This window comes from Janthinobacterium sp. (genome assembly GCF_009923995.1).
In the GTDB taxonomy this organism is placed as follows: domain Bacteria; phylum Pseudomonadota; class Gammaproteobacteria; order Burkholderiales; family Burkholderiaceae_D; genus Janthinobacterium.
The window spans coordinates 1-13,572 of sequence record NZ_RFSK01000048.1 but is presented as its reverse complement, the minus strand read 5'-3'; the positions used below and the strand labels follow the sequence as shown (position 1 = coordinate 13,572).

At 66.6% G+C, this 13,572-nt stretch carries 14 protein-coding genes; 6 read left to right on the top strand and 8 right to left on the bottom strand.

What is annotated here, in order from left to right:
* Positions 1-140: 140 nt before the first annotated feature.
* On the bottom strand, positions 141-920 hold the full coding sequence (locus EBS11_RS20730; protein WP_290605929.1) for a hypothetical protein: 780 nt from the start codon (positions 918-920) through the stop codon (positions 141-143).
* A gap of 199 nt (positions 921-1,119) precedes the next feature.
* On the opposite strand from EBS11_RS20730, the gene ylqF reads away from it, so the two are divergent.
* Positions 1,120-2,067: a ribosome biogenesis GTPase YlqF gene (gene ylqF, locus EBS11_RS20725; protein ID WP_076567469.1), complete on the top strand. Its 948-nt coding sequence runs from the start codon at positions 1,120-1,122 to the stop codon at positions 2,065-2,067.
* A gap of 179 nt (positions 2,068-2,246) precedes the next feature.
* On the opposite strand, the gene EBS11_RS20720 is transcribed toward ylqF, so the two are convergent.
* On the bottom strand, positions 2,247-3,050 hold the full coding sequence (locus EBS11_RS20720; protein WP_290605926.1) for a class III extradiol ring-cleavage dioxygenase: 804 nt from the start codon (positions 3,048-3,050) through the stop codon (positions 2,247-2,249).
* A 114-nt stretch (positions 3,051-3,164) separates the two neighbouring features.
* Between EBS11_RS20720 and EBS11_RS20715 the strand changes: the two genes are divergently transcribed.
* From EBS11_RS20715 to EBS11_RS20695, 5 genes are all read left to right on the top strand, one after another.
* Complete coding sequence (locus EBS11_RS20715) at positions 3,165-4,055, top strand: LysR family transcriptional regulator (protein ID WP_290605924.1); 891 nt, start codon at positions 3,165-3,167, stop codon at positions 4,053-4,055.
* Positions 4,056-4,173: 118 nt separating this feature from the next.
* Entirely contained in the window at positions 4,174-5,742 is a 1,569-nt protein-coding gene (locus tag EBS11_RS20710; protein WP_290605922.1) for a TonB-dependent receptor, read from the top strand.
* A 147-nt stretch (positions 5,743-5,889) separates the two neighbouring features.
* Positions 5,890-6,561 (top strand): thiol:disulfide interchange protein DsbA/DsbL, encoded by a 672-nt coding sequence (locus EBS11_RS20705; protein ID WP_290605920.1) that lies wholly within the window; start codon positions 5,890-5,892, stop codon positions 6,559-6,561.
* Positions 6,562-6,573: 12 nt separating this feature from the next.
* Positions 6,574-6,798 (top strand): hypothetical protein, encoded by a 225-nt coding sequence (locus EBS11_RS20700; protein WP_290605918.1) that lies wholly within the window; start codon positions 6,574-6,576, stop codon positions 6,796-6,798.
* 80 nt (positions 6,799-6,878) lie between these two features.
* The gene (locus tag EBS11_RS20695; protein WP_290605916.1) at positions 6,879-7,625 is read left to right on the top strand and encodes an SDR family oxidoreductase; all 747 of its coding nucleotides are present in this window, start codon (positions 6,879-6,881) and stop codon (positions 7,623-7,625) included.
* Here EBS11_RS20695 and EBS11_RS20690 read toward each other — a convergent pair.
* The 6 genes from EBS11_RS20690 to EBS11_RS20665 form a co-directional block, all read right to left on the bottom strand.
* Positions 7,622-8,521, bottom strand: a complete 900-nt coding sequence (locus EBS11_RS20690; RefSeq protein ID WP_290605914.1) for a biotin/lipoyl-binding protein — start codon at positions 8,519-8,521, stop codon at positions 7,622-7,624. The genes EBS11_RS20695 and EBS11_RS20690 overlap by 4 nt on opposite strands.
* Before the next feature lie 40 nt (positions 8,522-8,561).
* Complete coding sequence (locus EBS11_RS20685; RefSeq protein ID WP_290605912.1) at positions 8,562-8,762, bottom strand: DUF1656 domain-containing protein; 201 nt, start codon at positions 8,760-8,762, stop codon at positions 8,562-8,564.
* Positions 8,752-10,896 (bottom strand): FUSC family protein, encoded by a 2,145-nt coding sequence (locus EBS11_RS20680; protein ID WP_290605910.1) that lies wholly within the window; start codon positions 10,894-10,896, stop codon positions 8,752-8,754. Before EBS11_RS20680 ends, EBS11_RS20685 begins: the two co-directional genes overlap by 11 nt.
* Before the next feature lie 10 nt (positions 10,897-10,906).
* Positions 10,907-11,413 (bottom strand): MarR family transcriptional regulator, encoded by a 507-nt coding sequence (locus EBS11_RS20675; protein ID WP_071326643.1) that lies wholly within the window; start codon positions 11,411-11,413, stop codon positions 10,907-10,909.
* Between the two features lie 64 nt (positions 11,414-11,477).
* The gene (locus tag EBS11_RS20670) at positions 11,478-12,890 is read right to left on the bottom strand and encodes an efflux transporter outer membrane subunit (RefSeq protein WP_290605907.1); all 1,413 of its coding nucleotides are present in this window, start codon (positions 12,888-12,890) and stop codon (positions 11,478-11,480) included.
* A gap of 148 nt (positions 12,891-13,038) precedes the next feature.
* A complete protein-coding gene (locus EBS11_RS20665; protein WP_290605905.1) occupies positions 13,039-13,356 on the bottom strand; it encodes a DUF4148 domain-containing protein in 318 nt (105 codons plus the stop codon).
* Between the last annotated feature and the right edge of the window lie 216 nt (positions 13,357-13,572).

The following is a 13,572-nucleotide window of genomic DNA, read 5'->3' as shown; positions in this document are numbered from 1 at the left end:
TATCTCCCTGCGTCTGGCGGGAGCCAGCCTGGAAACATTGCTTTTCATTTAAGAGGCGATATTAGAGCATACTTTTTTATTGCTGGCAGTAAATATATAAATCCGTGTAGAAATATTTAACATGGTTTCCGACCGCACCATTACTGCGTGCTGGCAGGCGCTGCCGTGGCGACCTGGCTCTCGTCGGCATAGGTCAGGGTCAGCAAGGTATCGTCGTCCCACGTCTGGTCATGCAGGGGCGGCACGTAGCGCTGCTGGTCTGCCGTGATGCGGATGGCGGCCGTGCGCTCGCCCGAGCGCGCCTGCACGGCCAGCAGCTTGCGGAACACGGGATAGGGCACGTGGATCAGCGAGGAGTGGCAGGGGCCGCCCGCCAGGCGGAACAGATTGCGCCGGACAAACGGCAGATCGTCCTGCTCCACGGCCCAGCGGATTTCGCATTCCATGCGCAGGTCGCCCAGGCGGCGCACATTCGCCGGCAGGCCGGGCGTATGGATGTCGGCGCGCCAGCGCACGGTGTCGCGCTTCTTGTTGCTGACCAGGTCCGCATTCGCGTCGTAGGCGGCCTTGTCGCGCGCCAGCGTGAAACTGCCGTTGGCGGCCAGCGGGATGGGGATCGACAGGTTTTCGGCCGACAGGTGCAGGGTGACGCCGTCGAGCTTGCCCGTCGGCGTGGCTGGGATGAGCATGAAGCGCAGCGGCGCAGCGGGCGCCAGGCGCAGGTGGTCGGCATAGGCGTCGACGCCCTTGAGCATGGTGCGGTAGGGGCGCAGGTCGGGATCGCGCGTGCTTTGCACGTCGACGGTCTGCTGCACTTCCTGGCTGGACGGCTCGGCTGGCGCTGGCGGCTGTTCCTGGGCCAGGGCCGGCGGCAGGACGGCGCAAAGGGCGGCAAGGAAGGCGGTGCGGAAGACGGACATGGAAAACAGCCAGGTTAAATATGCGGGGAGCGGGCCGGCCCGCATGGACGGACACGGATCTTATCATTCATGTAACTGCCAAATTATCACCAATTGTCTCGTTCGTGTCGCACGGCAGCCATTGCCGTCAGTAAACGCGACGCTGTGGCGGCAACCACGTAAAATAGCGGATTGACCGAACGATTTTGAAAGCAAGAGCATGGCGATACAATGGTACCCAGGACACATGAACGCGGCCCGCAAGAAAGCGGCCGAGACCATGGAGAACACCGATCTGGTGATTGAAGTGGTGGACGCGCGCCTGCCGGCAGCCAGCTGCAATCCCATGGTGGACGAGCTGCGCCTGTTCCGCCAGCGCCCCTGCCTGAAGATCCTTAACAAGACCGACCTGGCCGATCCGGCCGCGACGGCCGCCTGGGTGGCGTATTTCAACGCCCAGGAAGGCGTGACGGCGTATGCGATGACGACCAAGAAGCCGGGCGATGTGGCGCGCATCCCGGAACTGGCGAAATCGCTGGCGCCGCACCGGGGCGTGCCGACCAAGCCGCTGCGTATCATGATCATGGGCATCCCCAACGTGGGCAAGTCGACCCTGATGAACGCGCTGCTGAAAAAGCGCGTGGCCAAGGTGGGCGACGAGCCGGCAGTGACGAAAATGCAGCAAAAGCTGTACCTGGACAAGAACACCATCCTCGTCGACACGCCCGGCATGCTGTGGCCGAAGATTGCCATCCCCAGCGACGGCCTGATGCTGGCAGCCAGCCACGCCATCGGCTCGAACGCGCTGATCGAAGAGGAAGTGGCCGTGTTCCTGGCCGAGGAATTGCTTAAGCGCTACCCGGACTTGCTGGCGGCCCGCTACGGCACCAAGGTCGGCGAAGTCGACGCCATCGGCGTGGTCGAAGGCATCGCCGCCAAGCGGGGCTTCCGCATCAAGGGCGGCGACTACGATTTCGAGAAAGCGTCGCACACCCTGCTGCTGGACTACCGCAGCGGCATCCTGGGACGCATTTCGCTGGAAACGCCGGACACGCGCGCGGCCCTGCTGGCCCAGCACGCGGCCGAGATGGCGGAAAAGGCGGCCAAGGCGGCGGAGATCGCGGCCGAAAAGGCGAAGAATGCGGCGCGCGGCAAGCGCGGCACGTAATTCACGGCCGCCAATTCATCCCACAGCAAATTCTGGGGTCAGACCCCCGGTGACGTTGACGCTGAACCAGCCGTTTGCGGTGTCGAGGGTCTGACCCCGGCTTCCGGCGTCTCCGTCTGACCCAGCTCTAAAAGCGCCGCGACATTGCTGTCGCGGCGCTTTTTTCATGGGCTGCCCGCTTATCCGAACTTGAAGCTGGTGACGGCCAGCGCCCCGAAGAAATCTTCCTCGTGGTACACCACCTGCGCCGATTCCTGCTCGGCCGCGCCCAGCGCCACCATCAGCGGCAGCAGATGGTCTTCCTGCGGATGGGCCTGGCGCGCGCCCGGTGCCCTGTCCCAGGCCAGCAATTGTTCCAGCCTTTGCGCCGGCGGCAGGGCCATCGTGTCGCGCAGCCAGGCATCGAACTGGTGCGAGGCGACGGCGCCCGCCTGGCCGAACTGGCGCAGGTTGTGATAGGACAGGCCGCTGCCGACGATCAGCACGCCCTGGCGGCGCAGGCCGGCCAGCGCGCGGCCCACCTCGACGTGCGTGAGCGGATCGTAGCCGTGTTTCAGCGACAGCTGCACCAGCGGCACGTCCGCCTGCGGGTAGATGGGGTACAGGGCGCTGAAGGTGCCGTGGTCGAAACCGCGCTCGTGGTCCAGGCGGGCAGGGTGGCCGGCCGCATCGAGCAGCTGCTTGACCTGCGCCGCCAGTGCCGGCGCGCCCGGCGCCGGGTACCGGATCTGATACGTGTGCGGCGGAAAGCCCGAGTAATCGTAGATCATGCCTGGCTGCGGACTGGCCGAGACGAGAAATTGCGGCCCTTCCCAGTGTGCCGTCACGACGAGCACGGCCTGGGGACGCGCGCCGATCTGGCGCGGGATATCCTGCAGCGACGCTTCGAGCACGTCGTAGCGGTCGCCGAACTGCTCCTTCATGAAGGGCCACGGGCCGCCGCCGTGCGACAGGAAATAGGTGGGGAAGGTGTGCTCTTGCATGGCGGCTCCTGGTGGGAATGGCTGATGATGACACCATGATAGTCATGCGCAATGAGTTGATCAAGATCGCTATTATTGATATATCATTTCCTTTTTGTTGATGATGGGGATGTCATGGATACCTTGCGCAGCATGCGCGTGTTTCGCGCCGTCGTGGAGCTGGACAGCTTCGTGCGCGCCAGCGAGCGCCTGGACCTGTCGCCGGCCATGGTCAGCAAGCACGTGATGCATCTGGAGCGCCACCTGGGCGCGCGCCTGCTGAACCGCAGCAGCCGCCACCTGAGCCTGACGGAAATCGGCAAGGTGTATTTTGAACAGTGCCGCGACATGCTCGACAATCTCGACGAGGTGGAAGCGACGGTGGGCCGCACGACGGTGGTGCCGCGCGGCATGCTGCGCCTGAGCGCGCCCGTCTGGTTCGCCAACGCCATCTTTACGCGCACCCTGGCCGCCTACCGCGCACGCTTTCCGGAAGTGACCTTCGACATCGACTTGAGCGGCAGGGTCGTCAACCTGGTGGAAGAGGGCTTCGACCTGGCCCTGCGCGTGAGCCAGGCGCCGTCGCCCGCCCTGATTGCGCGGCCCATCGGCAGCATCGCCTTTCACCTCGTGGCCGCGCCCGCCTACCTGGCCCGTGGCGGCCATCCGCAGGCGCCGCAGGAGCTGGCGCAGCACGCCATGATCAGTTATTCGTTGTTGTCAAACGGTAATGAACTGGCCTTCGACGGGGCGCAGGGGCGCGAGACGGTGAAGTTCAGTCCCGTCCTGCAGTGCAATAACGAAAGCCTGCTGCACGCGGCCGCGCTCGACGGCATGGGCATCGCCCTGCTGCCCTCGTGGCAGACGGATGCGGACCTGGCCGCGGGGCGGCTGGTGCGCCTCTTCGACGGCTACCGGCTGGCGGGCGGCAAGGTGTATGCCGTCTACACGAGCCGCCGCTACCTGTCCTCGAAAGTGCGCACCTTCATCGATTTCCTGGCTGAGGAAGGGCGCCTGGGCAGCTGATGGCGCAGGCGCTTGCGGCGCCGCGCGGCGTGCGTATAATGATTCGCTTTTGCCATCCCGTCTACCCACGAGCGCGCGAGCGCGCCGCGACCATGCCATTGCACTCAAGCCAGCCGCCATGATGCCTGTTCCCCTCGCCCTGACCGTTGCCACGCGCGCCTTGCTGCTGTGTGCCCTGGCCATGCCGGCATGTGCGCAGGAAGGGGGCGATGCGGCCGGCGGCGCGTCCGCCGCGCCGGCCGGCGTCACGCATGGCGACCTGTCGGGCGAGCTGGCGCAGGGCGGCCAGCACAGCATGCGCGGCGCCCTGTCGTACGACCGCGATGGCATGGCCCTCGACGCGGCGGTGGATGGACAGCGCAATGGCAATTACCGCGATGGCAGCGTGTTCCACCAGCGCGGCTTCAACGGCGGCGCGGAGTGGAAGCTGCGGCAGGGGCGTTTCGGCTTCACGGCCGACCAGCTGACGCAGGAGACGCGCTACCCGGCGCCCGAGGCGCCCTACCTGGCCCTGCTGGCGGCGCGCCCGGAAGACCTGTACAGCTATGAAGTGCAGCGCGCCAGCGCCTTCGTGCAGCGTTACGTGGGCAATTTCGAGCTGGGCGTGGAACTGTCGCAGCGGGAAAAGCGCGCCGAGGCCCGGTATGCGGGCGAGACCGGCAGCGCCGAGTCGTCCTACCGCAGCCGGCGCCGGCTGCTGGCGCCCCGCGTGCGCCATTACGGCAAGGTGGGCGGCGTGGGCACGGACACGGAAGTGGGGCTGGACCTGATGCAGTGGGAGCGGCGTTCCGGCAGCGCCGCGTGGGGGCGCGAAGGCGATGCGCAGCGCCACCAGTTTTCGCGCGCGCTGCTGCTGCGCGAAGAGCTGGCCTTCGGCGGCGCGCTGGCGCCCCGCCTGCTGCTGGGACTGCGGCATGAACAGATCCAGCTCGATCCCGCCGATATGCCCTTCGGTGGCAGCGACTGGGAAAACCAGAACGCCTGGGATGTGCAGGGCAGCGTGCTGCTGCGTCCCCAGCTGAGCGTGTACGCCAGGAGCGCGCGCAGCTACCGCATCGACGACGACGGCTACACGAGCGCCGGCTATCGTCCGCTGGCGGGACAGGAGCGGCGCGAGACGGAGCTGGGCGCCACCTTTGGCGACAGCGCGCGCAGCGCCTCCGTGCGCGTGTTCAGCGAGCGCCTGAGCAACCAGATCGTCTTCGACCACAGCCTGGGCCAGCTGGGCTTTGCCGGCAACCTGGAGCCGTCGCGCCGCGACGGCATCGCCATCGAGGCCAGCGCGGCCCTGGCGCGCGACTGGCGCCTGGACGGCCAGCTGCGGCAGGTGCATGCGCGCTATGACGATTATGCCTACGATGGCCCGGATATCGCGCTCGTGCCGAAGACCCTGGCGACCCTGCGCCTGTACTGGACGGGCCCGCGCGGCGCCAGCGCCGACGTGGGCGTGCAGTGGCTGCGCGCCCTGCGCTATGGCCCGGATTTCGCCGGCAGCTGCCTGGCGCAGGTGCCCGCGTTTGCCACCGTGGACGGACGCGTCGTGCGCAAGCTGGGCGCCTGGGAGCTGGAACTGGCCGGTAGCAACCTGGCCAACCGGCGCCACTACGGCGATGCGCCGGGCTGCCGTTCGAGCATTTACCAGAATGACCGGCGCCAGCTGCGCATCTCGGCGCGCTACCATTTCTGAGGCGCCGGCGCGGCGGGGCTTAAATGCGGCTTAAGCGGGCGCGGACAGGGACGGTAAACGCGCCTTTTTTGCGCCCGATCTTCATCGTCCGGCGCAAAAAGTGGTAATCTCGCCCCGTTCACGACCACTTTATGATGAAGGATTATTATGCGTTTTCTGCGTTTCTTGCGTCCCCTGCTTGCTGCCGTCACCCTGGTGGCGGCCACCGGCGGCGCCATGGCGGCCGATACCGGCTTTACCACGCTCCCCACGCCAGTGCGCACGGACACGGGCAAGAAGGTGGAAGTGGTGGAATACTTCATGTATTCCTGCCCGCATTGCTACGCGCTCGATCCGCTGATGCACGACTGGGTCAAGAAGCAGGGCGACAAGATCGCCTTCCGCCGCATCCACCTGGCCTTCTCCGGCCCGAAGGACCCGCAGGCGCACGCCTACGTCACCCTGGAGGCGATGGGCCAGCTGGACCAGTTCCATGACAAGATCTTCCGCGCCATCCACGTCGAACGCAACCGCCTGAACCGCGACGACGCCATCCTCGACCTGCTGGTGAAGAACGGCATCGACAAGGCGAAATACCTGGACATGTTCAATTCCTTCGGCGTGCAGACCAAGCTGAAACGCAACGAGCAGCTGATCACCGCCAGCAAGATCGACAGCGCGCCGACCATCGTCATCGATGGCCGCTTCGTCACCTCGCCGGCGCAATTGTCGCGTCCTGGCCAGTCCGAGCCGCAGACCCAGGCGGCAACCCTGCGCGTGATGGACGAACTGGTGGCGCGCGTGCTGAAAGAGCGCGCTCCCGCGCCAGCGAAGAAGTAAACGGAGATTCTCATGAAGCAGCTGCCCTGGACTCTGTGCGTGCTGGCCCTGGCCCTCGTGGCGTGGCTGGCGATCGCCGTCGTCAACGTGGAAAACCAGCGCAATGCGCTGGTCACCAAGGCGTGCGCGGACCCCGCGTTCAAGGGCGAAGTCGACGCGAAATGCCTGGCCGGCGTGCAGACGCGCGCGCACTGGTGGCAGCATCTGGGCTACGCCATGACGCACTTCAGGAACTGAAGGCGACTGCAGAAAAACCCGCCATGCGCGGGTTTTTTTTCGTCCGCGTATGATGAGGCCACAACCACCGGGGAGGGGCAATGAAGGAAGTGATCCTGATTACGGGCAGCAGCCGCGGCATCGGCGCGGCGACGGCCTTGCTGGCGGCGCGCCAGGGCTATGCCGTGTGCATCAACTACGTGCGCGATGCGCAGGCGGCCGGGGCGCTGCGCGCGCGCATCGTCGCCGAAGGGGGCGAGGCCATCGCCGTGCAGGCCGATGCCGGCGACGCGCAAGACGTGGCGCGCCTGTTCGCCGAGACCGATGCCCGCCTGGGCACGGTGACGGCGCTGGTCAACAATGTGGGCGTGCTGGAGCAGAAATGCCGGCTCGTCGACATTGCCGTGCCGCGCCTGGAGCGCGTGCTGCGCACCAACGTGATCAGTTACTTCTTGTGCTGCCAGCAGGCCGTGCGGCGTATGTCGACGGCGACGGGCGGTCAGGGCGGGCGCATCGTGAACGTCTCGTCGGCGGCGGCGCGCCTCGGTTCGGCGGGGGAGTACATCGATTATGCGGCGTCGAAGGGCGCCGTCGATACGCTCACCGTGGGCCTGGCGAAGGAAGTGGCGGCCGAAGGCATCCGCGTCAACGGCGTGCGGCCGGGCATCATCTACACGGATATCCACGCCTCGGGCGGCGAGCCGGGCAGGGTGGCGCGCCTGGAATCTGGCGTGCCCATGCAGCGCGGCGGCCAGCCGGAAGAAGTGGCCGAGGCCATTTTGTACCTGCTGGGGCCGGGCGCCACCTATGTGACGGGCAGCATCCTCGACGTGGCCGGCGGCCGTTAGGCCTTGTGCGGTGCGGCTGGCGCGGGGCCGGCTGGCGCCGAATGGGGCGTGATCACCACGGTGCAGGTGGTGCCTGCCACCAGCAGCTGCCCCTTCGGCTGCTCGTCGATATGGATGCGCACGGGCACGCGCTGCGCCAGGCGCACCCAGTTGAAGGTGGGGTTGACGTCCGCCAGCAGTTCGCGGCCCGTAGCGGCGTCGCGGTCGGTGATGCCGCGCGCGATGCTCTCGATGTGGCCGTGCAGGGTGCCGCCGCTCATCAGATTCATTTCCGCCTTGTCATCCTGCGCCAGCATGCCCAGCTTGGTCTCCTCGAAGTAGCCGACGACGTAGTACGAGGCGCTGTCGATGACGGCCAGCTTGGCCGCCCCGACGGCGGCGAAATCGCCCTTGTGCACGTTCAGGTTGGTCACGTAGCCGCTGACGGGCGCGCGCACGGTGGTGCGCTCCAGGTTCAATTGCGCCAGGGCGCGGGCGGCCACGGCGGCCTGCACTTGCGAGGTGGCCGAGGTGGCGGCAAAGGCCGCGCTTTCGCGGCTTTCCGTGGAGATGATGCTGGCGTCGAGTCCCGCGCGGCGCTGCGCTTCCTTGCCGCGGCGGCCCTGCTCCGTCCTTTGCGCGGCCAGCACGGCGTCGGCCTGGGCCAGCGCGCTGACATAGCGCTCCCTGTCGACGACGAACAGCACGTCGCCTTTCTGCACCACCTGGTTGTCGCGCACCAGCACGTCCGTGACGGTGCCCGCCACGTCGGCGCTGATGTTGACGATGTCGGCCTTGATGCGGCCGTCGCGCGTCCATGGCGACTCCATGTAGCGGTCCCAGACGGTCTTGCCTATCCACAGGGCCGCCACCAGGAGCAGCAGGGTGATGGCATAGCGGGTCAGTTTGGTTACCATGGCGGTACCCCTTCTCAAATTGGTTGAACAGTTTTTTTAATTATTTGTACAGCGACAGGGCCAGCGCGCCGAAGACGGCGATGAAGATGCACAGCCGCGCCAGCGACGGGTGCCACACCATGCGGTACACGCCCAGCCAGCCCAGCACGCGGTCGAGCAGGGTTTGCAGGCCGATGCTGAGGATGAACAGGGGCAGCAGGGTAGGAATCAGGATTCCGAACAGGGCGAATTCACGCGGCATGGTGGTCTCCGGCGCCAGGCGCCATTTGGTCGAGTAATGAAGTGTAGATCGAATGCAGGTCGGCGAGCGCCGTCTGCAGGCGCGCGCTGCGTTCGGCTGTCGCATCCGCCTCGCCTTGCGCGGCGCGCACCACGGCGCCCGCCTGCAGGGTGGCCGCCAGCGCCGCCTGCAGCTGCGCGTCGGCGCGCGTGCGCAGCCAGGCGCCGATGTGGTCCACGCACTGCTGCAGCGCGTGGCGCGTGGCGCCCGGGCGGGCGCTGGCGATCAGTTCGCGCAGTTCGATCACCGAGTGGCCGATTTCCAGCAGATTCAATGCCTGGCGCACGACGGCGCGCGTGGCGACGCCCGGCGCCGGTCCTGCCGCCGCGTTGAGCTGGCTGAGCAGGTCGCGCACGCGGTTGTCGAAGCGGTGCTTGACCCTGCGCACGGGCGCCGTGCACGCGTGCAGGGCTTCGCGCCACAGGGCCGGTCCCACATGGTCCCGGTGGCCCATGGTGTGCTCGGGCAGCAGCACGGCAAACACGAGGGCGGCCAGCATCAGGCCGACGATCAGCGCCATGCCCGTGTTCAGAAAGCCGGCGCCGTCGACGCGCATGACGTTCAGCGGCGCCATCTGCGTGATGAAGGTCGACACGCCCAGGCCCACGCCCAGCTTGGCGGGATTGGTCATCAGGTACAGGCCGACGGCCAGGAAGGGTGCAAAGCTGAGCACCAGCATGGGGAAGCCGTCGCCGTGCAGCAGCACGAAGTACACGCACACGAGCGACAGCGGCATGGCGATCAAGAAGCCCGTCAGCACCTGGCGGATCATCATGATGGGACGCGGCGAGGATGAGGCCAGGGCGCAGAACACGGCCGCCATCAGCATCGCCGTGCCGGCGTAGGGCCAGGCGAGGAAGTAGGCGCCCAGGGCCAGCAGGGCCAGGCTGATGCCGGCGCGCGCGCCGCTGGCGATGACCAGCGCGGGCGGCGTCTTCGGCGCGTAGGCCTGCGGCGTGCTGATCTCCAGCGGGGTGTCGTGGGCCAGGCTGAAATACACTTCGTGAAAGCGGCTCATGTCGCGCGCAAAGCGTTCCAGCAGTTCGCAGACGGTGTCGAAATCGATGCGCTGCGCATGCGCGACGGGCGCGCCGTCGATCTGCGCGCGGGCCTGGGCCAGCGCCGTCTGCAGGTGCAGCTGCATGGTGTCGAGCGAGTCCTGCGACGGCGTCGTCTGCAGCGCTTCGGCGACGATGGCGTACAGGGGCGCGCACGCCTGCATGACCTGGGTTTCGCCGTCGCGCTGCAGGCGGTCGAACAGGCGGTGGAAGGTGTAGAAGGTGGTCAGCGCCGTCATGAAGGTGGCGTTGAAGGCGTGCAGCTTGCGGTTTTGCGCGCGCACGTGGCCCACTTTGCTGGTCACTTCGAACAGGGCCGCCGAGCGGCCCAGCTCCAGCGCCGCCACGTCGGCGGCGAACTGCAAATGCGTCAGCTCCACCTGGGCCGGCGTGAGCTTTTGCTGCAGCACGTCCTGGCAGAAGGCGAGGAACTTGCCGTAGCGGGCCTGCACCGTGCGCATCACCTGCGTGCCCTGGTGGCGCGGCAGCAGCACGCTGGAGACGGCGGCCGAGCAGATGATGCCCAGGCCCACCTCGGCCACCCGCGTGACGGCCAGCGCGAATACCTGCGTCGGCTGCTCGATGGCGGGCAGCACGATCATGCAGGCCGTGTAGCCGGCCAGCACGTACACATACGACTGGGCGTTGCGGTGCAGGGCCGAGCCGCTCGTGCACAGGCCCACCCACAGGGACAGGCCGGCGAACAGCAGCACGGGCTGTTGCGGGAACAGGCCGATCAGGGTCAGCGCGGCCAGGCAGCCCAGCAGGGTGCCGCACAGGCGGTAAAAGCTTTTTTCCAGCACCATGCCGCTGCTGGGCAGGGCCAGGATGATGGTGGTGGTCATGGCCGTGCTGGGGGAATCGAGGCCCAGGCGGTAGGCCAGCCACAGCGCGCAGAAGGCGGCGATGAGGTTCTTGCCGACGTAGATCCAGCGTTCGCCTTCCGTCGTGCGCCAGTCCTGCAGCGCCAGCGCCAGCCAGCGGGCCGCCCGTGTCAGGGGGCCGGGGAGTGATTTTGTTGCTGTGGCTGGCGTCATCGATAGGCTATCAGTTCTGGTTGTTGAGATTGTTGAGGTTGCGCAACTGGCGCACGTACAGCTTGTCGAGCACTTGCAGTTCTTCCGGCGTGAAGCCTTCGTACAGGGCCGAGGTTTCCTGGTACACGTCGGGCAGCGCCGTTTCGATCAGCGCGCGGCCCTTGTCCGTCAGCGAGATCATCACCGAGCGGCGGTCGCCGGGGCGGGTGCCGCGGTGGATCAGGCCACGCGTTTCCAGGTCGTTGCACACGCGCGTCAGGTTGGCCGGCTTTTCATGGCAAGCCATGCCCAGGGTGCAGGCGTTCGAGGTTTCATCGTCCGTGCCGTACAGCACGGCCAGCACCATGTAGCTGGCATCGACCAGGTCATGCTTCTTCAGCGCGGCATTGGTCAGGTCCTTCATGCCTTTTTGAATGTGGTACGTCATGCGCAGCAGGCGCATCAGTTCCATGGGGAAGCCTGGCATGCGCGTGCGGATGTTTTGCAGCCGCTTGGAGGTGGCGTCAAAAGCGGTCATGTCATATTCCTTCATGTGTCAATAAAGCTCCGATTGTATCTTGTTGAGCTATGGCAACGCGAGTCTAGATGCCGCCTCCCAGTGCATTCATCAAGGAAACGTAGAGATCCAGTTCGCGTGCCCCATTTTGCGCCTGCTGCTGTTCTTCCGCCAGCAGCGCCACTTGCGTGTTGAGCATATTGATGGCGTCGCTCATGCCCGCCTTGTAGGCCTTTTCCGCCAGGTCGCGCGCGCGCTGCGCCGTGGCCAGCGCCTGCACGGTCAGCAGGTGCTGCTTTTCCAGCGACTGCGCTTTGGTGACGGCATTGGCCACGTCCGACATGGCGTTGATGACGGTGGCGTTGTATTGCTCCACGGCACCGTCGTAGAGCGCCGTCTGGCTGCCCAGCTGGGCGCGCAGGCGGGCGCCGGCAAAGATGGGCAGGCTCAGCGCGGGCGAGGCGCCGCGGATTTCCGAGTTGGCGTCGAGGAAATGGCTGAAGCCGAAGGCCTGGAAGCCGGCGAAGGCCACCAGGTTGACGTTCGGGTAGAACTCGGCCTTGGCGGCGTCGATGCGCTGCGCCGCCGCTTCCACGCGCCAGCGCTGGGCGGCGATGTCGGGACGGCGGCCGATCAGGTCGGCCGGCAGGGCGGCAGGAATGGCCAGCGGCTGGTCCAGGCGCAGCACGGGGCGCGTGAGCGCCGCGCCGGCGCCCGGACCCTTGCCCGCCAGGGCCGCCAGCTGGTTGCGCAGCAGGGCCAGCGATTCGGCCGACTGCTCCAGCTGGCGCCGTCCGGCCGGCAGGGTGGTTTCGATCTGCGCCACGTCGACATCGGTGCCGATGCCGGCCGCCTTGCGCTGGCGCGTGATGTCGAGGATGCGGGCGCGCTGCGCCAGGCTGCGCTCGATCACGTCCTGCAGCGCGAATTCATACGACAGCTGGATGTAGGTGCGCACCAGCGCCGTTTCCAGGGCCAGGCGGGCCATCTGCGATTCGGCCGAGGCCATCTGCACGTCACCCAGCGCGGCGGACAGGGCGGCGCGGTTGCGGCCCCACAGGTCCAGGTCATACGAAGCCGTGACGGTGGCCTGGTTGCGCCACGCATAGTTGCCCGCCAGCGGCGCCGGCGTGCTGCCGTGCAGCGAATACAGTTCGCGGTTGATGGAGACGGACGCGTCGGCCTGCGGACGGGTCTTGTCTTCCGCCGCGCCGGCCAGCGCCTCGGCCTGGCGCACGCGCGCCTGGGCGCCGCGCAGGGTGGGGCTGTCGGCCAGCGCCTGCTCCATCAAACGGTTCAATTGGGGGTCGTGCAAGTCTTGCCACCATTGCGTGCGCGGCCATTGGATGGCGGCGCTGGCGGCGGCATCCATGGCCTTGCTCGCCTGCAGCTTGTTGGCGTCGAGCATGGCCGACTGCGGCGCGATATGGCCCATGTCGGCGCAAGCGCTCAAGGCAAGGATCAGGCTGGCGGCAAGCAGGCGGCGGTGCAGGGACATGCAGGGACTCCGATAGTGTTGGGGGTGTTGCTGACAGCTCGCCGCGGTGAGCGCCGGGAGTGGCCCGGTCGGGGTAGACCCGAATGCTGCGCCGCAACTGAGGTGTGTTACTGACTGACTGACTGACTGAAACCGGCTGACTGGTTTCTTATTTGACGACGTGCTTGGTCGTTTGCGCCACGTCAAAATCGGCTTCCGTCTGCGGGATCTGGCCGGCCTTGCGGGCGGCGTAGAACTCGGCCATGACTTGCTCGCGCGTGACATTGCTGGCGGCGGTGGCCGGCGTTTTCGGATAGTCGGCTACGCTGGTGGCGATTTCGCCGGCATCGCGGGCACGGATGTATTCGGCCGTGGCTTGCTCGCGCGTCAATTGCTGGCCGGTGCTGGCAGGCGCGGCGCTCTGGGCGAAAGCCGAAGCGGCGGTGGTGATGGCAAACAATGCTGCGATGAGTGATTTGGCTTGCATGATAAGACTCCAATATGTGCATGATGGCTGGGTGGATGGGCCGGCTCGCCACGTACCGGTCGGTCCGGCAGCGTTGCGCGGGTGGGCGCCGTGCTGCCGGTGAAGCATTTCTGGATGAGAAGCTGCTTACTTGAATTAACTATAGCAATGAATAGTACATTTGTGAAGTAATTTCTGAAAATATTTGTGCGGTGCCGCATTTTCCCCGGGGAAAAT

Excerpts from the sequence above, each read along its gene's own strand:
- EBS11_RS20715 (WP_290605924.1), top strand. The coding sequence starts at position 3,165 with ATGGATACCTTGCGCAGCATGCGCGTGTTTCGCGCCGTCGTGGAGCTG.
- EBS11_RS20675 (WP_071326643.1), bottom strand. The coding sequence starts at position 11,413 with ATGACCGCTTTTGACGCCACCTCCAAGCGGCTGCAAAACATCCGCACG.
- EBS11_RS20680 (WP_290605910.1), bottom strand. The coding sequence starts at position 10,896 with ATGACGCCAGCCACAGCAACAAAATCACTCCCCGGCCCCCTGACACGG.
- EBS11_RS20720 (WP_290605926.1), bottom strand. The coding sequence starts at position 3,050 with ATGCAAGAGCACACCTTCCCCACCTATTTCCTGTCGCACGGCGGCGGC.
- EBS11_RS20670 (WP_290605907.1), bottom strand. The coding sequence starts at position 12,890 with ATGTCCCTGCACCGCCGCCTGCTTGCCGCCAGCCTGATCCTTGCCTTG.
- EBS11_RS20665 (WP_290605905.1), bottom strand. The coding sequence starts at position 13,356 with ATGCAAGCCAAATCACTCATCGCAGCATTGTTTGCCATCACCACCGCC.
- EBS11_RS20685 (WP_290605912.1), bottom strand. The coding sequence starts at position 8,762 with ATGCCGCGTGAATTCGCCCTGTTCGGAATCCTGATTCCTACCCTGCTG.
- EBS11_RS20710 (WP_290605922.1), top strand. The coding sequence starts at position 4,174 with ATGATGCCTGTTCCCCTCGCCCTGACCGTTGCCACGCGCGCCTTGCTG.
- EBS11_RS20700 (WP_290605918.1), top strand. The coding sequence starts at position 6,574 with ATGAAGCAGCTGCCCTGGACTCTGTGCGTGCTGGCCCTGGCCCTCGTG.
- EBS11_RS20705 (WP_290605920.1), top strand. The coding sequence starts at position 5,890 with ATGCGTTTTCTGCGTTTCTTGCGTCCCCTGCTTGCTGCCGTCACCCTG.
- EBS11_RS20730 (WP_290605929.1), bottom strand. The coding sequence starts at position 920 with ATGTCCGTCTTCCGCACCGCCTTCCTTGCCGCCCTTTGCGCCGTCCTG.
- EBS11_RS20695 (WP_290605916.1), top strand. The coding sequence starts at position 6,879 with ATGAAGGAAGTGATCCTGATTACGGGCAGCAGCCGCGGCATCGGCGCG.
- ylqF (WP_076567469.1), top strand. The coding sequence starts at position 1,120 with ATGGCGATACAATGGTACCCAGGACACATGAACGCGGCCCGCAAGAAA.
- EBS11_RS20690 (WP_290605914.1), bottom strand. The coding sequence starts at position 8,521 with ATGGTAACCAAACTGACCCGCTATGCCATCACCCTGCTGCTCCTGGTG.